At 69.6% G+C, this 17,248-nt stretch carries 18 protein-coding genes and 1 pseudogene; 1 reads left to right on the top strand and 18 read right to left on the bottom strand.

All coding sequences use genetic code 11. The features are described 5' to 3' along the window. Positions 1-31 precede the first annotated feature (31 nt). Positions 32-163 carry a hypothetical protein gene (locus tag C5E10_RS19490; RefSeq protein WP_258071189.1) on the bottom strand — a complete coding sequence of 44 codons (132 nt, stop codon included), beginning with the start codon at positions 161-163 and terminating at the stop codon, positions 32-34. On the opposite strand from C5E10_RS19490, the gene C5E10_RS16690 reads away from it, so the two are divergent. After that, positions 162-1,211 (top strand): lipoate--protein ligase family protein, encoded by a 1,050-nt coding sequence (locus tag C5E10_RS16690; RefSeq protein WP_104244241.1) that lies wholly within the window; start codon positions 162-164, stop codon positions 1,209-1,211. The genes C5E10_RS19490 and C5E10_RS16690 overlap by 2 nt on opposite strands. 18 nt (positions 1,212-1,229) lie before the next feature. Here C5E10_RS16690 and C5E10_RS16695 read toward each other — a convergent pair whose 3' ends face one another. The 17 genes and pseudogenes from C5E10_RS16695 to C5E10_RS16770 all read right to left on the bottom strand — a co-directional run bounded on the left by C5E10_RS16695 (position 1,230) and on the right by C5E10_RS16770 (position 17,232). Then, positions 1,230-3,317 carry a GNAT family N-acetyltransferase gene (locus C5E10_RS16695; RefSeq protein WP_104332597.1) on the bottom strand — a complete coding sequence of 696 codons (2,088 nt, stop codon included), beginning with the start codon at positions 3,315-3,317 and terminating at the stop codon, positions 1,230-1,232. Continuing rightward, positions 3,314-4,192, bottom strand: a complete 879-nt coding sequence (locus C5E10_RS16700) for an ABC transporter permease (RefSeq protein ID WP_104332598.1) — start codon at positions 4,190-4,192, stop codon at positions 3,314-3,316. Before C5E10_RS16700 ends, C5E10_RS16695 begins: the two co-directional genes overlap by 4 nt. Further along, positions 4,189-4,509, bottom strand: a complete 321-nt coding sequence (locus C5E10_RS19495) for a DUF4162 domain-containing protein (RefSeq protein WP_258071192.1) — start codon at positions 4,507-4,509, stop codon at positions 4,189-4,191. Before C5E10_RS19495 ends, C5E10_RS16700 begins: the two co-directional genes overlap by 4 nt. Before the next feature lie 105 nt (positions 4,510-4,614). Further along, positions 4,615-4,995: pseudogene (locus tag C5E10_RS19500) on the bottom strand (ATP-binding cassette domain-containing protein); the annotation flags it as partial. A gap of 83 nt (positions 4,996-5,078) precedes the next feature. Then, positions 5,079-6,554, bottom strand: coding sequence for a carotenoid oxygenase family protein (locus C5E10_RS16710; protein ID WP_104332599.1), 1,476 nt, complete (start codon positions 6,552-6,554; stop codon positions 5,079-5,081). Beyond that, complete coding sequence (locus C5E10_RS16715) at positions 6,551-7,855, bottom strand: ABC transporter permease (protein ID WP_104332600.1); 1,305 nt, start codon at positions 7,853-7,855, stop codon at positions 6,551-6,553. The genes C5E10_RS16710 and C5E10_RS16715 overlap by 4 nt, the downstream gene beginning before the upstream one ends. Beyond that, positions 7,839-8,555, bottom strand: coding sequence for a flavodoxin family protein (locus C5E10_RS16720; protein WP_104332601.1), 717 nt, complete (start codon positions 8,553-8,555; stop codon positions 7,839-7,841). The genes C5E10_RS16715 and C5E10_RS16720 overlap by 17 nt, the downstream gene beginning before the upstream one ends. Continuing rightward, positions 8,552-9,217, bottom strand: a complete 666-nt coding sequence (locus tag C5E10_RS16725; RefSeq protein WP_104332602.1) for an ABC transporter ATP-binding protein — start codon at positions 9,215-9,217, stop codon at positions 8,552-8,554. Before C5E10_RS16725 ends, C5E10_RS16720 begins: the two co-directional genes overlap by 4 nt. After that, complete coding sequence (gene fabZ, locus C5E10_RS16730) at positions 9,214-9,618, bottom strand: 3-hydroxyacyl-ACP dehydratase FabZ (protein WP_374953246.1); 405 nt, start codon at positions 9,616-9,618, stop codon at positions 9,214-9,216. Before fabZ ends, C5E10_RS16725 begins: the two co-directional genes overlap by 4 nt. A 44-nt stretch (positions 9,619-9,662) precedes the next feature. After that, positions 9,663-10,424 (bottom strand): 3-oxoacyl-ACP reductase FabG, encoded by a 762-nt coding sequence (gene fabG, locus C5E10_RS16735; protein ID WP_104332603.1) that lies wholly within the window; start codon positions 10,422-10,424, stop codon positions 9,663-9,665. After that, complete coding sequence (locus tag C5E10_RS16740; RefSeq protein WP_104332604.1) at positions 10,421-11,542, bottom strand: beta-ketoacyl synthase N-terminal-like domain-containing protein; 1,122 nt, start codon at positions 11,540-11,542, stop codon at positions 10,421-10,423. The genes fabG and C5E10_RS16740 overlap by 4 nt, the downstream gene beginning before the upstream one ends. Next, entirely contained in the window at positions 11,539-12,978 is a 1,440-nt protein-coding gene (locus tag C5E10_RS16745) for an NAD(P)/FAD-dependent oxidoreductase (protein WP_104332605.1), read from the bottom strand. Before C5E10_RS16745 ends, C5E10_RS16740 begins: the two co-directional genes overlap by 4 nt. Beyond that, complete coding sequence (locus C5E10_RS16750; RefSeq protein ID WP_104332606.1) at positions 12,965-13,438, bottom strand: thioesterase family protein; 474 nt, start codon at positions 13,436-13,438, stop codon at positions 12,965-12,967. Before C5E10_RS16750 ends, C5E10_RS16745 begins: the two co-directional genes overlap by 14 nt. After that, positions 13,435-14,625: an FtsX-like permease family protein gene (locus C5E10_RS16755; protein ID WP_104332607.1), complete on the bottom strand. Its 1,191-nt coding sequence runs from the start codon at positions 14,623-14,625 to the stop codon at positions 13,435-13,437. The genes C5E10_RS16750 and C5E10_RS16755 overlap by 4 nt, the downstream gene beginning before the upstream one ends. Continuing rightward, entirely contained in the window at positions 14,622-15,248 is a 627-nt protein-coding gene (locus C5E10_RS16760) for a 4'-phosphopantetheinyl transferase superfamily protein (protein ID WP_181062814.1), read from the bottom strand. The genes C5E10_RS16755 and C5E10_RS16760 overlap by 4 nt, the downstream gene beginning before the upstream one ends. Continuing rightward, a complete protein-coding gene (locus tag C5E10_RS16765; protein WP_104332609.1) occupies positions 15,245-16,303 on the bottom strand; it encodes a DUF4872 domain-containing protein in 1,059 nt (352 codons plus the stop codon). The genes C5E10_RS16760 and C5E10_RS16765 overlap by 4 nt, the downstream gene beginning before the upstream one ends. Next, positions 16,300-17,232 carry a hypothetical protein gene (locus C5E10_RS16770; protein ID WP_104332610.1) on the bottom strand — a complete coding sequence of 311 codons (933 nt, stop codon included), beginning with the start codon at positions 17,230-17,232 and terminating at the stop codon, positions 16,300-16,302. The genes C5E10_RS16765 and C5E10_RS16770 overlap by 4 nt, the downstream gene beginning before the upstream one ends. Positions 17,233-17,248: the final 16 nt, after the last annotated feature.

The raw sequence follows: 17,248 nt of genomic DNA on the forward strand, positions 1-17,248 counted from the left end.
GTTCTCGGGGCTGCGATGGGGTGAGACTGACCTATTCGGGGTGGCGCGGTGGCGACGGGGGTGGCGCGGTGGCGACGGCGGAGGCGATGGCGACGGCGATGGCGGTGGCGGGAGGGGGCAGGCGTTGGTCGGGTGTGAGCGGAGCGCCGTAGAGTGCTCTCATGCACGGTGAGTACAAGGTTCCTGGCGGGAAGCTCGTCACAGTCGACCTCGAGGTGGAGGGCGGTCGCATCGTCGATCCGCACCTCGCCGGCGATTTCTTCCTCGAGCCCGATGAGGCGCTCGACGACATCAACAGCGCACTGCGGGGGCTCGCCGCCGATTCGTCGGCGGAGGACATCTCGGCGGCGGTTCGGGACGGCCTGCGGGAGGACGCGACACTGCTCGGCGTCACGCCGGAGGCGGTCGGCGTCGTCGTGCGCCGTGCCGTTCTCGGCGCCAGGGACTGGCGCGCGTACGACTGGCAGATCCTGCATCCGGGGCCGCTGTCGCCCCGCGAGCACGTCGCCCTCGACCAGGTGCTGACGGAGGAGGTCGGCGCCGGCCGTCGACCGGCGACGCTGCGGCTGTGGGAGTGGGATGAGACGGCAGTCGTCCTCGGCTCGTTCCAGTCGGTGAAGAACGAGGTCGACCAGAAGAACCTCGACAAGTACGGGGTGCAGCTGGTGCGGCGCATCACGGGCGGCGGGGCCATGTTCATGGAGGCCGGTTCGGTGGTGACGTACTCGCTGTACGTGCCGAGCGATCTGGTGCATGGCATGTCGTTCGCGGAGTCGTACGCGTTCCTCGACTCGTGGGTGCTGGATGCGTTGCACGGCCTGGGCATCAACGCGAGGTACGAGCCGCTCAACGACATCGCGAGCCCGTCGGGGAAGATCGGCGGGGCGGCGCAGAAGCGGCTCGGCTCGGGTGCGGTGCTGCACCACGCGACGCTCAGCTACGACATCGACGGCGACCGCATGACGGAGGTGCTGCGCATCGGCCGGGAGAAGCTGAGCGACAAGGGCACGCAGTCCGCGAACAAGCGGGTGAGCCCGCTGCGCTCGCAGACGGGACTTGAGCGTTCGGCGATCATCGACCATTTCAAGCAGACGTTCGTGGAGCACTACGGCGGCACGCCGGGTGAGCTCACCGAGGACGAGCTGGCGCGTGCGCGCGAGCTGGCGCAGTCGAAGTTCGCTTCGCGGGAGTGGACGCACCGGGTTCCGTAGTCCGTGGCGCGTGCCGCGTCAGAGGATGGTGAGCCGCCAGCGGGCCAGGCGGTCCTCGCCTGCCGGGCGTGCGAGGCATGTCGCGAGCACGCCGCCCGGCCCGGCCCGGAGGAGCACCTCCGTGTGGTCGCCATCTCTGGGCTCGACCAGAACGTCGCCGGCGGGGGTCGGGAACCGGAACGCCCGCGTCCAGGTGCGCCAGGGCGTCCCCGCGATGCTCAGGCGCTTCGCGTCCGGCCCGTCGCCGAGGTCGATGTGCTGGGCGGTCGCCGGTACGAAGACGAAGACTGCGAGCTCGTCGGTGCCGGGTGCTCGAGTCGGATCGCTCAGGGAGATGTCGATCGCTGAGAAGTCGGCGTTCGGCTGCACGCCCCAGCGTCGTCCGTCTGCACTCGAGCCGTCGAGGGTGAAGCTGGCGTCATGCGACGCCCATTCGACGCCGTGGTCTGGCGTCGTACGATCGCGGAGGCTTGCGACCCAGGCTGCTGCTGGCAGGCGGTTGAGGGGGCCGATGGAGCGGCTGCGTGGCTGGGAGGAGTCCAGCACGTGGATGCCGCGGTGCCGCCAGGCGTGGAGGCCCGTCGCGGCGGACACGTCGAGGCCGCCCGCGGGAGTGAGGACGCCGGCCTCGTGTGCGGCTCGCGTCGGCAGCCCTCGGGGTGGAAGTGGAAGCGGAAGCGGAAGCGGAAGCGGTGGCGTCTGCGTGGTTATGGGCATCCGTGTCTGCTGTCCGTCGCGGAACTCGATGCGGTAGGCGATGGTGCCGGTGCCGGTGCCGGTGCCGGTGCCGGTGCCGGTGCTGCTGATTCGGGCCAGGTGCGGTCCTTCGACTCGCCAGGCGCCCGAGGCGAGCCCGGTCACGTCGATGCCGATTCCGCTGTGCCTCTCACGCCAGCTCGCTCGCATCCCGAGCGCTTCGTACGTGTGGGCAGCGCCGACGGCGGGTTCGAAGTCGGTGGCCTCGGGAGGCCAGATCCCGCGCACCACGTGGGCCGAGCGCTCGTCGCGGCCGCGTGCCGTGACCGTCAGCTCGGCGTCGCGGAACCCGCTCCAGGGGGAGGCGGTGAGGAGGTGGCCGCAGCTCTGCGTGACGTTGAGCTCGATGCCCCCGCGTCGGAAGCTGACGACGCGGGTGAGGTGCTCCGAGGTGGTGGTCCAGGTGCCGCCGTGCTGGCTGACGCACACCCTCGTGACCGCTGGCCGCCGCACGCCTGCCGGGGTGTCGCCGCAGACGGGGAAGGCGTCGACGAGCAGCGGGCCGAGCCGGCCCCTGTGCCGAACGGTCAGGATGCCCGTCTCGGCGTCCAGCTCGGCGCTGAACCCGCCGAGCTCGTGGCGCAGCGGCGGATGCGCTGCTCGGGAGGGAGGGGCGAGTTCCGCATCCGGAGTCTCGGCTGGGTCGCCGTCGACGCTCCCCGAGACGAGCTCGCCCGTCTGGCCGTCCACGACCGCCTCGATCCGGCTCGTGCCGATGCGCAGCCTGTAGTCGACGAGGGTGCGCCCGGCGCCGTCGATGCGGACACCGCCGGTGAGCGACTCCGCCCGAGCCTCCCGCAGCGATCGTGTCTCGGATCCCGGCGCGCTCGGGCCCACGAGGCCGGCCTCGCCGGGGACGAGGGCCGATGAGATCCCCGGGAGGTGGTTCACGAGTTCCAGGTAGCCGTCTTCGTCCGGCGTCGGGGAGGAGACGTTGCGGAAGCCGACGCGCACGTAGAGCGGGAACGCTCGCTGGTTGGCGGGGTCGACCTCGAGCCGCAGTGTGCGCAGGCCGAGCGAGGGGAAACGTCGAAAGGACTCGGTGAACAGCTCGCCGACGAGGAAGCCGCCTCGCAGGGTGCGCTCGACGACGAACATGACGGCGAAGAGGTGGCCTTCTGGCGCCACCCGGCGTCCGGACATGCGCGCGTAGCCGAGGGTGCCGACGATCTTGCCTCGGCTCTCCGCCACGAGGAGGAGGCGCACCCCGGTCTCCTGGATGCTCGCGAGCAGCGATGCGCCGTCCAGCGGCAGTCCCGTCACGACGGGCCCGGTCCCGTGGTCGTTGATGAAGCGGGCGACCCGCTCCGCGTCCGTCGCGGCGTCGAAGGGCCTGATCCTGGTGGTCATCGGATCTTCGCGGAGAGGCGCCACACGCCGAGGCCCAGGAAGAGCGCGAAGACGGCGGCGAGGGCGAGGCTCGCGATGCTCGCGGTCAGCTCGAGCGTGCCGATGCTCGCGGTCATCCCGTAGAAGTCCCGGAGCCCGTCGAGCGCGGCTTGGTCGCCGCCGGCCAGGGCGCTGGCTGCCTGTTCGGTGTACGGACGCCGGATGAGCATGGCGGCCTGGGCGAACGGCAGCGTGTTGATCATCGTGACGACTCCGGCCGGCAGCGTGCCGGCTGGCACGTACGCGCCGGAGAAGAACCCGATGAGCGACCCGATGACGGTGGACACCGCGGTGAAGGCGCCGGCCGTCTTCAGGAAGGTGACGATGAAGGCGCCGAGCCCTGAGAAGGTCGCGCTCGAGAGGAGGACGAAGGCGAAGGTCGTCCCGAGGTTGCCCGGTGTCAGGGGCGGGTGCCCCTGCGTGAGCAGGTAGAGCTGGCCGATCACGATGATGACCGTGGTCATGATCACGGAGATGATGAATCCCGCGATGAGGTAGCCCAGCACCACCTGGGAGCGTCGGAGGGGCGACACCATGAAGTCCCGGAAGCGACCGGTGACGTTGTCGTCGACGAAGACGCCGAGGCCGGCGATGGCGGTCGTGAGGGTGGTGATCATCGTGATGCCCGCGAAGACCCACGAGTCGACGAACCAGCGCACGTCGGCGTCGGCGGCCTGCGGGAACGAGGTGCGGAGGGTGTCGACCTGCAGTCCGCCGAGGAAGAGCGCGTAGAGCGCGATCAGGATGATCGCGGACAGCAGCGAGAAGAAGACGCCGATCCGGTCGCGGAAGAACAGACGGAGGTTGCGTCCCGTGAGGAGCCAGATGCTGCTCATGCGGCGACCCCCTTGAGGAGGGCGAGGAAGACGTCGTCCATGGTGCCGTGTCGGAACTCGAAGTCGCGGACTCGGAGGCGACGCAGGAGGTCGAGCGCCTCCGTCGACGACGAGACGGTGACCCGGAGGTCGTCGCCCTCTCGGCGCACGTCGATGCCGGAGGCCGCGCAGAGGCGGAGGGCTTCCGCGGGGTCGTCGAGGCGGAGCGTCAGCACGCTCGAGCTGAACCGGGCGCGAAGCTGAGCCGGTGTGCCGGCGGCGACGATCCGCCCCTTGTCGATGACGCACACCTCGTCGGCGTTCTCCGTCTCCTCCATGTAGTGGGTGGTGAGGAAGATGGTGGTGCCCTGGTCTCGGCGGATGTCGTGGATCGTCGACCAGATGAGCTCTCGCGACTGCGGGTCGAGTCCGGCCGTGGGTTCGTCGAGGAACAGCACGGTCGGTCGGTGCATGAGTGCCCGCGCGATGTCCGCCCTGCGCCGCTGCCCGCCGGAGAGCGGGCCGTACCGTCGGTCCAGGATGGGCTCGATGCCGACGAGGCCTGCGAGCTCGGCCGTGCGGATTCTGGTCTCCTGCTTGCTGAGCCCGTAGAAGCCCGCCCGGATCTCGAGGTTCTCCCGCACGGTCAGGAGCGGGTCGAGCAGGGACGACTGGAAGACGGCTCCGATGGTGCGCTTCACCCGCTGCGCTTCCGTCTGCACGTCGAAGCCGTTGACGGTGATCGTGCCCGAGGTGGGCGTGAGCGTCGTCGTGATGCAGCCGATGGTCGTGGACTTGCCTGCGCCGTTCTCCCCGAGGAAGGCGAAGACCGAGCCTCAGGGGACGGAGAGCGACAGCTCGTCCACTGCGACGAGCTCGCCGTACGTCTTGCTGAGTCTCTCGACCTCTACCGACACCAGTTCTCCTTCGTGCTTCGCGCCATGGCCGTGTGATGCTCGCGGCGGTCCGGCCCCGCCTGCGGGCCGTCGTCGTGGGCGGGGATCCAGCTGCCGTGCAGCCCCAGCGGGATCCGCGCGGGGAGGTGGATGCGCGCGAGCTCGTCGCCGCCGAAGTCCTGAGCGCTCAGGATCAGGAGGTCGCTGGCGTTCCGCTGCGGGTTGTGGACGTAGCAGAGCAGGTAGCCGTCGTCCTCCTCGGTACTCCCGGCTCGCGCGACGAAGATCGCCTCGCCGACTGCCGCATCCGTGCCGAGCCGCCGCGCCTGCGCGGAGCCGCGGTCCAGGTCGTGCTTGAACAGCACGTTGTCGAACTGCGAGTCTGGGACGTCGTCGAGCTCTCTCGGCCCGGTCCGCCAGGTCGCGACGAGCTCGCCGGCGCTTGACGTGTAGGCGAAGCGGTTCCGGCGGCCGGAGCGGCGGTCGTCGATGCGCGGGAACTCCTGCGGGGTGTCGTCGAGTCGACGCCGGACCACGGTTCCGCGGGTGAGGTCGAGCGTGAATCGCTCCAGCGACGGGGTGCCGTGGCCTTCGATGGAACCGCGACGCGTGGCGAACATGGAGGGGTGCGTGATGGCGTCGAGGGTGATGACGTTGTCCGCCTCGAAGGCGTTGACCGTGTGGTAGATCCAGACGGGGTCGAGGTCGAACCACGTCACGTCTGCGCGCTCGTCGCCTCGGGACAGGACGCCGAGGCGCGCCTTCGCCGCCGAGCTCCATCTGAACGGGAAGGGGTCTCCGGCGGCGGCGGCCAGCGCGCTGAACTTGGCGGGCAGGTCGAAGAGGATCACGTGCTCGCTCGTGAGCGCGAAGTCGTGCATCATCGTGGCCGTGGGCAGCTCGATCGACTGCGAGCGGACCAGCTGACCGCGCGCGGACACGACGCAGTACTCGACGGAGGGCGACCCGGAGAAGTAGCCGACCGTATGGAGGTCACCGGTTTCCGGGTCCGTCTTGGGATGCGCGGACAGGCCGGCCCGCAGCGTGCCGTCGAAGTCGTACGGGCCCACCGTCTCGAGGCTCGCGTCGAGCTCGAACGGGAGCGTCCCGCCTTCGCCGAGGGACAGGATCCTGCCAGCGTGCCCGACGACGTTGATGTTCGAGGCGGTGTCGACGCCGCCGAGCACCGAGTACGCGCGTCGGGGTTCGCCGAGCGTTCGCGTGACGGGGCTCTGCCGGACCCAGCGGTTGCGGTACCACTCGGCGCGGCCGTCCCTGAGGCGCACGCCGTGGATCATGCCGGCGCCGAGGAAGTAGTGGAACCTCGCGTGCTCGACGCCGATCGGATTGGGCCCGTTGCGGAGGTACCGGCCGTCGAGGTCGGTGGGGATGGATCCGGTCACCGCCAGATCGAAGGCGGTCACCTCCTCGGCGACCGGGGCGAACGCGCCCTTCCGGAACGGGGAGCGAGCACCCGTGTTCCTCATGCGGCTTCCGCCATCTGCACCGGTGAGCGGGAGAGCAGCTTCCGGGCGGCGAGCGCGTTCGCCGCCTGCTGCGCGGCGATCATGAGTGCTCCGGTGAGCAGGACGTCCGAGGCCTTCAGTGAGGGTCGGAGCGTGTCGCCCCCGAACAGCTGCTGCCCCTCCCCGATCGGGATGCCGACGGCGCCTGCGATCGCGACGGCGACGATGGCCGCGACAGTGCCGATGATCACCATCCCGAGCCCGATGAGCAGGACCTGCATGGCGTACACCGTCTCGATGTCCCTCGCGCTGAAGCCCATCGTCCGCATCGTCGCGAGTTCGCGCCGGTCGCGACGCAGGGAGAACCCGACGACGTTGCCGATGAGGACCGCGCAGATGAGCGCCGCGACGATCACGAGCGCCCACATGATCGCCTGCTGCGCGGCGAGGACGGTGAAGATCAGGCCGGCCGTCTGCTTCGACGTGAGGAACTGCAGCCCAGGAGCGTCAGCGCCGAGGGACGCCGCCGCTGTCGCGGGGTCGACGCCCGGGGTGAGGGTGATGAGCATCTGCGTGATGGCGTCTGGCCGGTCCAGGATCTGCTGCATGCCCGCGATGTCCATGACCACGGAGCTGGAGCGGAAGAGCCCGAAGCGGCTGTTGTCGTACACGCAGACGACGTCGGCGGTGACGGGACCGGCATCGACGGGCGCGCCGGCGACCGAGAGGCGCACGCTCGTGCCGACGTCGATGCCGAGCTCGTCCCGCTGGGCGATGTTGATGCAGACCTGCGCTGCGCCTGCGGGCGCCTGCCCTGCGACGATCTCGTAGCCTTCCGCGGCGACGTCCGAGCCCACGAGGACCACCCCGGCATCCTGTGCCTCGGCCGTCATGCTCGCGCCGGCCGTGAGGCGCGGCCGCACCTGCTCGACGCCTTCGGCTCCCGCGACGCGCTGCACCGTGGATTCGGCGTCCGCGATGTAGGTGACGACGTCGGACTCCGGGTTGAGCATCGAGTACTCGTACCCGTCTGCGAATGCGGAGACGTCGCCGCTGATGATGTCGCTGGCCGACTGCGTCATCATGGTGCCCATCGCGGTGATCGCCGCGAACGAGAGCAGCAGTCCGAAGGTCGCGACGGAGACGCTCGCGAACGTCCGGGCGTTGCGGGGGTTCGCGCGGATCATGGACACCGCCATGTGGAGCTTGTAGCGCAGGTCGAGGCTCGCGCCCTGCCCTGGCGTCTCGCGCCTCGCGGCCGATCCGGGGTGCTCGGTGGGTTCGGGGTGCTCGGTGGGTTCGGGGTCAGTGGCTCGCGTCATCTGTCGGACTCTCCTTCATCGTTCGGTCCTGCTCCGCGAAGTACCTCTCGTCGCTGCGGAAGAGTCGCTTCACCACGTCCGGGTGCTCCCGAAGCGATCTCCGGATGTCGACGCCGAAGGTCTCTTCTGGCACGTGCTCGCTCGGCGATTCGACGGCCGAGATGAAGGCGTCGATGGATGCCCGCATGGCCTCGCCCGCCGCAGTCTCGCCGTAGTCGAACACGATCATGGGGCTGCCGATGTTGCAGACGTCGACGACGCTGGCACCGTAGCTCCCGAGCACTCGCCTGAGGTACTCGGCCGCGTACGGGGCATCGAACGGACTCGCGGATGTCGACATCGCCAGCGCCCCCTTGCCCGCGAGGAGCTGCCGGTGGCTCAGGCGCGTCGTCCGCTCGATGAAGCGCATCATCGTCGAGTTGACGTTCGCGCAGTAGTTCGGGCTCGCGAGGATGACGCCGTCCGCGGCGAGCATCGCGTCGATCAGGGTCTCCGCGTCGTCGACGAACGTGCAGCCATCTCGACGGAAGCAGCGGCCGTTGCCGTCGCACGTCGTGATGTCCAGGTTCCACAGCGTGGTCTCCTCGTACCGCCAGGCAGGGCGCCGCTCGGCGAGGTATGCGCGGGAGGCTTCGAGCATCACCGCCGTGTGGCTGAGGTTCCTCGGCCGTGGGCTGGAGTGGATGGCGAGGATCTTCACGCCGCGAGCCGCCCGTCGACGAGGTGCACGATGCGTCCCCCCGCTGCCAGGACTCGGTCGTCGTGGGACGAGACGACGATCGTCGTGCCGTCCTGCTCGTTGAGCAGGCGCAGGAGGTCGAGGACCCCGTCAGCGTTGGGCCCGTCGAGGCTCGCCGTCGGCTCGTCGGCGACGACGACCGCGGTTCCGCTCGTGACGGCTCGGATGATCGCCGCGCGTTGCTGCTGGCCTCCCGACAGCTGCCGAGGAAGCGCCGTGAGCTTGTCGCCGAGGCCGACGGCGGTCAGGAGCTCCCGGGTCCTGGCCGCGGCTCCTCGCGTGAGCCGCCCCTGGACTCGGAGCTGCAGGACCGCGTTCTCGTAGACCGACAGGGAGCCGACGAGGTTCGACTTCTGGAACACGTAGCCGATCTGATCGCGGCGGAAGTCGGAGAGCTCGCGAGGCGAGAGGCGGGTCAGCTCAGCGCCGTTGACCGTGACCGAGCCCGAGGTCGCCGTGTCGAGTCCTCCGATGAGGTTGAGCAGGGTGGTCTTGCCCGATCCGGAGGGGCCCGCGAGCACGACGAACTCACCGGCCGCGATCTCGAGGGAGATGCCGCGGTTCGCGCGCACCTCGCTCGTGCCCTCGCCGTACGTCTTGGTCAGGTCATGCGTCGTGATCATGCGGTACGCCCTTCGAGGAAGCTGTAGGTGATGTCGGCGCTCGCGACGATGCGGTCGTCGACGGTCGCGGTGGCCTCGACCTTCCCCATGGACGCGAGGGTCGCGATCGCCCGGGCGTCGAGGATGAGTCGGTCGCCGGGGACCACGGCGTTCCGGAAGCGGACGGTGTCGATTCGGGCGAGGACGCAGAGCCGATCACCGATGTCGAAGAGCTGACCCCCTGCCTGCGCCATCGCCTCGAGGATCAGGACTCCTGGCATGATCGGGTTCCCGGGGAAGTGGCCCGCGAAGTGCGGCTCGTTGACCGTGACGTTCTTGATCGCGCGAACCGAGGTTCCGGGATCGAGCTCCTCGATCCTGTCGAGCAGGAGGAACGGGTACCGGTGGGGGAGCCTCGCCATGAGGTCGCGCGTGGTCGCGGCGCCACTCATGCCACTCATGCCATTCATGCGGTGAGCCCGCCATCGGCGACCAGGCAGTGCCCGTTGATGTACGAGGCGCTCGGCCCCGCGAGGAACTGGACGACGTCTGCGATCTCCTCCGCCCGCCCGAAGCGCGCCTGCGGGATGAGCTTCAGGTAGTCGTCGCGCGTCGGCTGCGGAAGGGAGTCGAGCATGTCGGTGTCGATGAAGCCGGGGGCGACTGCGTTCACCCGGATCCCGAACGTCGCGAGTTCCTTCGCGAGGGTCTTGGTGAGGGCGATGACGCCGGCTTTCGCGGCCGCGTAGTTGGCCTGCCCGATGGGGCTCGTGAGGGCGCTCACGGAGGCGATGTTCACGATGGTCCCGCGCTTGGCGGCGGCCATCAGCCAGGCTGCCTGCCTCGAGCAGGAGAAGGTCCCGGACAGGTCGGTGTCGACCACCGATCGCCAGGACTCCTCGCTCATCATGAGCGCGTATCCGTCCTTCGCGTGGCCGGCGTTGTTGACCTGCACGTCGAGCCCACCCCACGCGGTCTTGATCTCGGCGAACATGGCCTTCACCTCGGCGAAGGAGGAGACATCCGCCTTGACCGGCAGCACCTGGCCTGGATAGCGGTGCTCGAGGCGCTCGAGCACCGACATGGTCTCGTTCCGAGTGCTGCGGTAGTTCACGGCGACGCGAGCCCCGCTGTGCAGGAAGCGCTCCGCGATGGCGAGGCCTATGCCGCGGGTCGCCCCGGTGACGCAGACGCGGGTCGTGCCTTCGAGGTGACGATGGGCGTTCATGCTGCCGCCTTCCGGGTGATCGTCGAGGTGACGCCGCCGTTGACGGTCGCCACGGTCGTGAGGATTCTCGAGCCGGGCGCGGATGCCTGCAGGCCGATGACGTGGGCGAGGGCCTCGTTACCGCCGAAGCACTCGCCGGTCGCGAGTCGCGGCAGCAGCACGCTGCCGCGGTGGCCGATGGCGCGGATGGCGGAGAGCTCGCTTCGCGTGAGGCCCTCGAGGCCGTTCGCGGTGCCGACGACCGTGTCGACCTCGTCGATGGTGAGGTTCGCGCGTTCGAGCGCCTGTCGCATCGAATGCTCGATGGTCGTGTCGTCTGGCTGCCAGTCCAGGTAGCTGACGCCTGCGCCTGCCGCCGAAGCCGAGGCTGTGCTCAGGAGCGTCGCGAGCGGCGTCGCACCGCGTCCCTCGGCCGACCGGGCCGACTCCAGGACGACGACGGCTGCCGCTTCCCCCGTGGCGAAGGTGAAGGCGACCCCTCTGGGGTGCTCGAAGACGCGGTCGAAGTACTCGGTCATGATCTGGTTGGTCTCGTCGAGGGAGATGGCGAGCAGCGCATCCGCCTTGCCGGAGGCGAGCAGCAGATCGGCGTAGGCAAGCGCTGACCCTCCGACGAGGGTCGAGTTGGCCCCCTTGAGGCCGAGGGCGAGGCTCGCCTGGCCGTTGGCCACGTTGTAGACGGTCTGCGTGAAGAGCCCGGGACTCGCCTGCTGGAGCCCGCCGCCGAGGAGACCGTCGAGGTACTCGCTGACGACTCGCTGCGGCCCGTACTCGGTGCCGGTGACCACGCCGACTCGCTCGAGGTCGGCTGGCCGTTCGCCGAGGTGGGCCGAGGTGAAGGCGTCGGTGGCGGCCGCCATGGCGATCTGGCTGAAGCGCTTCTTGCGGCGGAGTCCAACGGGCTTCACGTAGTCCTTGATGCTGAAGCCCTCCGGAAACGGCCGGGTCTCGTGTCCGAGCTGCGTCGTCGAGCGGGACGCGAGGCGCTCGGCTTCGTCGATGTCTGCGAAGGCCCAGCCGAATCGGTCGAGTGCGCCGGCGGACGCCGCGTGGTCCTCGAGGCGCAGGCCGAGCGGCGATATCGCCCCGAGGCCCGTGATGAGCGTGGGTGTTGTCATTGCTGTGCTCGCTTTCTCAGCCAGTTCTCTGCCAGGGAGATGGACCTCGCTGCGGATGCGATCAGCTGCGGGAGGCCCGATCCGTGCTCGCCCCACTGGCCGGTGATGAAGGTGTTCTGCAGGCCGGTGCGCTGGCTGATCCGGCGCACCAGGTAGTTGTCGACGTCGTGGGCCCAGCCCGTCGCCGATCCGCCTCGGTGCCCGAACCAGCGCAGGTAGTCGAGCGGGGTCGCGACCCTGCGGTAGACGCAGTGCTCGCGCAGCTCTGGCACCAGGCGCCTCGCGACGAGAGCTTCGATACCCCGCGCGTAATCGGCGTAGAAGGCCTCGTCGTGGGCGTCGTCGTCGTGGTACATGTCGACCTCCACGCGCAGGAGGTCTCGGCCCGGTGCCGCCAGGGAGGGGTCGATCCGGCTCGGGAAGTGCAGCTTGATCACCGGGTGGTGCGGCAGCCTGCCGGTCTCGAGCACCCGATAGGTCTCGAACACGTCGTCGGTGTCCGTGAGGTAGTGGCGGGCGGCGCCGGCGAACCGTGAGAGGTCGGCGCCCTCGAGCGTGAGGAACAGGCTCAGCGAGGAGTGCCCACGTCGTCGCCCCTCGACGGCGATGCCCGTGCCTCCGTGCTCGGCCAGCATCGTCTCGAGCGCGAAGACGTCGCCGTTGTAGAGGACGACGTCTCCTGCTCTCGTCGAGCCGTCCGCGAGCCGCACGCCATGCGCGATTCCGTCGGCGGCGAGGATGGCGGTGACCTCCGCGCCGAGGAGCACCTCGCCGCCCGACTCGGTGATGTACCCGACCAGGGCGTCGACGAGCGTGCGCATGCCTCCTCGGAGGGAGACCATCCCCTTCGCGTAGCACTCGGTGAAGAACCCGGCCATGATCATGAGCGACGACTCGTCGCACTGGATGCGCATGGCAAGCGCCGTGCGCAGCAGCGGGTCGGCGACGGTGGCCGTGCAGAACTCCTCGAAACCCCGCCGGTAGTTCCGCATCATGAACCGGCCCTTGTCCTCGGAGCCGCCGTCGTCGCCGAGGAACTGGCGCATGAAGCCGAAGAACGCCGCCAGGTCGTCCGTGGACTCCGGGAACTGGACTCCGAGGCTCGTCTGGAGCCGGTCGAGACCGGTCGGCAGGGTGATGCGTCGATCGCCGATGACCATGACGTCGGCGATGTCGACGGGTTCGAGGTGCACGGCGTGCTCGATGTCGAGCTCGTGGAGCAGGGTGTGGAGGGCCCCTCCGGGGTGGCCGCCGAGCAGGTGCGAGACGGCGAGGTCGAAGTGGTCGCCTGCGTCGTTCCGGAACCCCCCGAAGTAGCCGCCGGCCTGTTCGCGCTGCTCGAGGACGGTGACGTGGTGACCGTGCGCCGTGAGGCGGGCCGCCGCGACGAGGCCGGCCATGCCGCTGCCGACGACGATGCATTCAGAGCCTGGCATCGAATTCCTTTCCGTCGGTGACTGCGTGCGGGTGCTCCGCGAAGAAGCCGTCCATGCGGTGCCTCGTCGACTCCGGCCATCTGAAGAGGAACCGGTTGTTGCCGCGGAGCACGACGTGCTCGGTCATGCCGATCGCCACGGGGCTGCCGTCATGCACCTGGGTCAGGCGGTAGTAGAAGACGAGCTTCGTGGTCGCCTGCGGCTTCAGGAAGGTCTCGAGGCGGAGCTCGTCGCCGAAGCGTCCGAGGCCGAGGAACGAGACTCGCGTCTTGGTGACGGGGACGAAGAGCGTGTCCCCCTCGAGTTCGAGCAGGCTCCCGCCGCGGGTGAGCTCGTCGATGAGTGCGAAGCGTCCCACCTCGAACCAGGTGAACAGGTTGCTGTGGTGGAAGACGCCAGCCATGTCGGTCTCGCTGAAGCGGATGAAGAACCGGGTCTCGTTCACGCTGTGGCCGCTCATCGGAGCTCCAGCAAGGTGAGCGCGGGCTGCTTCGACACCCCGTGGATCGGGAACCAGAGCACTGCCACGGTCAACGTGAGGCCGATGGCGAAGGGGGCGGCGAATGCCCACCAGCTTGGGTCGAGGTGGAGCTTCGTCGACCCCACGGCGAATGCGAAGGCCGAGTCGGTGGAGGAGACCTCCAGGAGGTTCACGACGGCGACCGTGGCGGTGGCGAGGAGGGCGCCGATGGCGTATCCGACGATGAACTGGGCGACCACCTCCGCGAGGTACATCCGCCGAAGCGTCCCGCCGCGCGTTCCGACGGCTTTCAGCACTGCGAGATCGCCGACGCGGGAGAGCATGGCCGAGTAGATGAGCGAGGTGAGGCCGATGCAGATGACGACGTAGGTGAACGTGAAGACCGACACCAGGAGGATGCCCCAGATCTTCGGGCCGAGCATGAGGGCCGACCAGCTCGTCTCCGACCAGGAGGACACCGTGGTCGGGGTCTCCAGCCCGGCGGCGGCGGTTGTGACGCCGGATCGCGCCGACTCGTCGTCAGCGGCATCGACGAGGATCGCGTTGACGCTGTCCGGGGCGCCGTGCACACGCTCGGCGAGGCTGTCGCGGTCGACGATCGCCCAGCTCTCCAAGACGAAGCTCGGGGTGTCCGGGGTGACGACGTCGTCGACGGTGTAGGTGATCTCCTCGCCGGCAACCGAGACGCGGACCTCGTCTCCCGCGGTGACCCCGAGGCGGCTCGCGGTCTTCTCATGGAGTTCGATGTGCTGCGCGCCGATGCGCTGCGCGGGGAGTCCGAGGTTCTCCGCCAGCTGCGGTTCCGCGGAGAGGTCGGCTCCGATGAGGCTCACCGATGCGCTCTCGGGGCGTGCACTCGAGCCGTTCGGGTTCGAGATGTTCGCGGTGAGCTGCAGCCGGGGCCGCACGGATTCCGCGCCGCTCGCGGACGAGAAGCGCTCCGCCGCCGCGGCGTCGAAGCTGAGGGCGCCGCCGCTGTCGGCGCTCGGCTCGACGAGCCACGTCGCTCCGACGCTCCCGAAGACGAGCCGGTCGGCGTTCTGGGCGATGGAGCCGACGAACGAGAGCGCGATGACGAACAGCGCGATGCCGATGGCCACCTGGCTCACGACGCCCGTTGCCTCGCGCCGGTAGTGGACGACGTCGTGCAGTGCCAGTCTGATCATGCGGCTCGTTCCTTTTGATCGATGGCTGCCGCGGCAGCGAGCTGAACCGCGGTCGGTGTGCGCCGGAGGACCGTGATCTCGCTGCCCACGGGGCGGGCCAGGATGCAGACGGCACCAGGGATGGTGAGGCGCGTGAATTCGATGTCCGGGTGAGACGCGCGCAGTGCGGCTTCGTCGAATGCGCCGAACCCGATGCCGAGTCCGAGTCCTGCACGCTTGCCCCAGGACTCCTTGAGGACGAAGATCTCGAGCAGCCGGGCCGGTGACGTCGCGAGCTCTCGGCGTTCCGCGGGGGTGAAGAACCCCGAGGGCAGCGAGGGCAGTTCATGGGTCAGCCGGTGCGCTCTGGGTGAGCCGAGGACTTCGAGGTCGATGCCGATGGGCTCGCGGGCGACCGCGCATACGGACAGCTCGCCCGAGTGCGACGTCGAGAAATGGAGCCCGCTCGTCTCGAGCCGGGGCTTCTCGGGAGGCCGGCGGGTCACCCTCGCATCGTGCACGCCGAAGTCCGCGAGGGTCTCGGTCAGGAGTGCGCGCCCCGCGGCCCGGCGCAGCCGCCAGCCCTCGGGCGGTGAGGCTGCGCGCCGCGTCTCGGCTCTGTCCAGCCAGCTGACCGCGATCACGAGGTGCCTCGGAGGAGTGAGTCGGCGAGCGATGAGAGCCGGGAGACGGCCTCGAGCTCCGCGCGGCGCAGTTCGCGCATCCGAGAGACGAGGTCACCCCAGCCGTCTCTCGGGTCCTCGGCCCCGGCATGGGCGCGGAGTGCCCTCGCGAACGCACGCCACCCTCGTCCGAGGCTCGCGTACCGGTCGGCGACCGCGTCGAGGTCGTCGTGAACGAGGTGCCGCGCGCTTGCACGCAGCCCCCGAGAGAAGAGGTGTCGACCGGCTCCACCGCCGGTTCCGATCTTCTCGAGCATGGTCGAGATCGACAGCAGCTCCCCCCGCATCTGTGGAGTCGTGAGCACGTCGGGCATCGAGGACAGCTCGCGTTCGAATGCCTTCAGGGCACGTTCGCCTTGCGTGTTGTTCGCGGGGTTGAGGAACAGCTCGGCGCTCTCCGCGAGGGAGACGATCAGCACCTCGTCGAGGTCGGGGACGAGCCTCGGCGGAACGATTCGCCCGACGGCGAACTTCCTCGCCGGCGCCGCCATGAGCAGGGACCCATCGCTCGGCATCGAGGCAGCGGCCGCCGCGCTCGCGGCGGACACCTCGACCGGTGTCGACCAGAGGTAGTCGTTGCAGATCAGGTCGCCGTTCGGCAGGACGGCCCTGACGGGAAGCGCGTGCTCGCCGAACGCATGGACCTCGTCCCAGGGGAGGACCCCGGAGAAGCTCGGGAGCTCGCGCGCCTCGCAGTAGAGGTAGGGCAGGAGCCCCTGCTCCGACCATTCCCGTGCGCGATCGGTCATCGCGTCCGCGTCCGGATGCGAGATGAACTCGATGCGCGAGCCGGTGCGCCGCGCGAAGAAGTGCTCGAGGTCGTGCATGCGGGCGTTGACGTAGTAGGTGCTCTCCTCGCGGTGGAAGAGGAATCCGAAGCCGCCGCCGATGACGAAGCAGAGCCCCTCGTCGAGGTCGAACCCGGTGCCCTCGAAGACGTTCGAGAGCATCGTGGAGAAGCAGTGCGACCCGCGTCGGTAGGTCTCGGGCCAGGTCGTACGCGCGGTGAGGTTCACGACTCGGGCTCCGCTTCCCGCCAGACGCGGACCGTCTCGAGTGCAGCTCGTTCGACCGCGACGATCGCGGTGAGCGCGGTGTCGTCGCCGTCGAGGAAAGCCCGGTGCAGTTCGGCGGACCGCAGGAAGCCCAGCCTCGTGGCGTCGTGCGCGTTGGCACCGCCGTAGGTGTCGAGGGCGGCGACGAGGCGCGTGCGCCCATAGGTGCTGTCGCCGCAGGAGACGGCGCGGAGTCGGTGGCGGTAGGCGGCGACGTCGCCGCGGCTGGGGTGCGAGGCAAGCCAGTCCGACAGCATCGGCAGGCCGTCCTCCGCGACCCGCATGCGCTGGAGCGCGAGGCCGAGGGACCGCGCGGCCCGCCGCGCGAACGAGAATCGGCTCGGCGCGATGATGGCTCTGAGCGAGGGGACCGGCGCGGCGTATCCCCAGGACGTCAGGGACGCGCTGCTCAGCTCGCGGTAGCTGAGCGGGCGGTCGGCGTAGATCGAGGTGACGCGGACCGACGCGGAGTCGAACTCGCTGAGCGCGACGGGGAGGAGAACCTTCGAACCCGTCGTCGGATCCGTCTCAGGGTGAATGGCGTACATCGGCGCCGCTCGCCAGCGTCGCTCCGTCAGCGCGTACTCGCGTCGCGCGGCTTCGAGGAGCTGCGCGCTGTCCGCGGTGCGGAACTGCTCGCAGTTGAAGCCCGCAGCCTCGAACAGGTCGAAGGCGGCCTCCAGCCCACCGAACTCGTCTCGACCGTCGGCGATGGGCCGGACGTAGCGGAACGCGGACGCCATGGCGCAGACTGCCAGCGGCTCGATCTCGATGCCGAGGTGGCCGAAGACGAGCTGCGCAGGTGCGACGACGGGATGCGGGGCGGCCGGGGTCGTGGAGGCCGGGATGGCGGAGGTCGGGATGGCGGAGGTCGAGACTGCGGACTCCACCGGCTGATCGTGGGCC

The organism is Pseudoclavibacter sp. RFBG4 (assembly GCF_002931515.1).
GTDB lineage: Bacteria > Actinomycetota > Actinomycetes > Actinomycetales > Microbacteriaceae > Pseudoclavibacter.

Coding starts and splice junctions, on each gene's coding strand:
- C5E10_RS16690 (WP_104244241.1), top strand. CDS start 162: ATGCACGGTGAGTACAAGGTTCCTGGCGGGAAGCTCGTCACAGTCGAC.
- C5E10_RS19490 (WP_258071189.1), bottom strand. CDS start 163: ATGAGAGCACTCTACGGCGCTCCGCTCACACCCGACCAACGCCTGCCC.
- C5E10_RS16695 (WP_104332597.1), bottom strand. CDS start 3,317: ATGACCACCAGGATCAGGCCCTTCGACGCCGCGACGGACGCGGAGCGG.
- C5E10_RS16700 (WP_104332598.1), bottom strand. CDS start 4,192: ATGAGCAGCATCTGGCTCCTCACGGGACGCAACCTCCGTCTGTTCTTC.
- C5E10_RS19495 (WP_258071192.1), bottom strand. CDS start 4,509: ATGGAGGAGACGGAGAACGCCGACGAGGTGTGCGTCATCGACAAGGGG.
- C5E10_RS16710 (WP_104332599.1), bottom strand. CDS start 6,554: ATGAGGAACACGGGTGCTCGCTCCCCGTTCCGGAAGGGCGCGTTCGCC.
- C5E10_RS16715 (WP_104332600.1), bottom strand. CDS start 7,855: ATGACGCGAGCCACTGACCCCGAACCCACCGAGCACCCCGAACCCACC.
- C5E10_RS16725 (WP_104332602.1), bottom strand. CDS start 9,217: ATGATCACGACGCATGACCTGACCAAGACGTACGGCGAGGGCACGAGC.
- fabZ (WP_374953246.1), bottom strand. CDS start 9,618: ATGGCGAGGCTCCCCCACCGGTACCCGTTCCTCCTGCTCGACAGGATC.
- fabG (WP_104332603.1), bottom strand. CDS start 10,424: ATGAACGCCCATCGTCACCTCGAAGGCACGACCCGCGTCTGCGTCACC.
- C5E10_RS16740 (WP_104332604.1), bottom strand. CDS start 11,542: ATGACAACACCCACGCTCATCACGGGCCTCGGGGCGATATCGCCGCTC.
- C5E10_RS16745 (WP_104332605.1), bottom strand. CDS start 12,978: ATGCCAGGCTCTGAATGCATCGTCGTCGGCAGCGGCATGGCCGGCCTC.
- C5E10_RS16750 (WP_104332606.1), bottom strand. CDS start 13,438: ATGAGCGGCCACAGCGTGAACGAGACCCGGTTCTTCATCCGCTTCAGC.
- C5E10_RS16755 (WP_104332607.1), bottom strand. CDS start 14,625: ATGATCAGACTGGCACTGCACGACGTCGTCCACTACCGGCGCGAGGCA.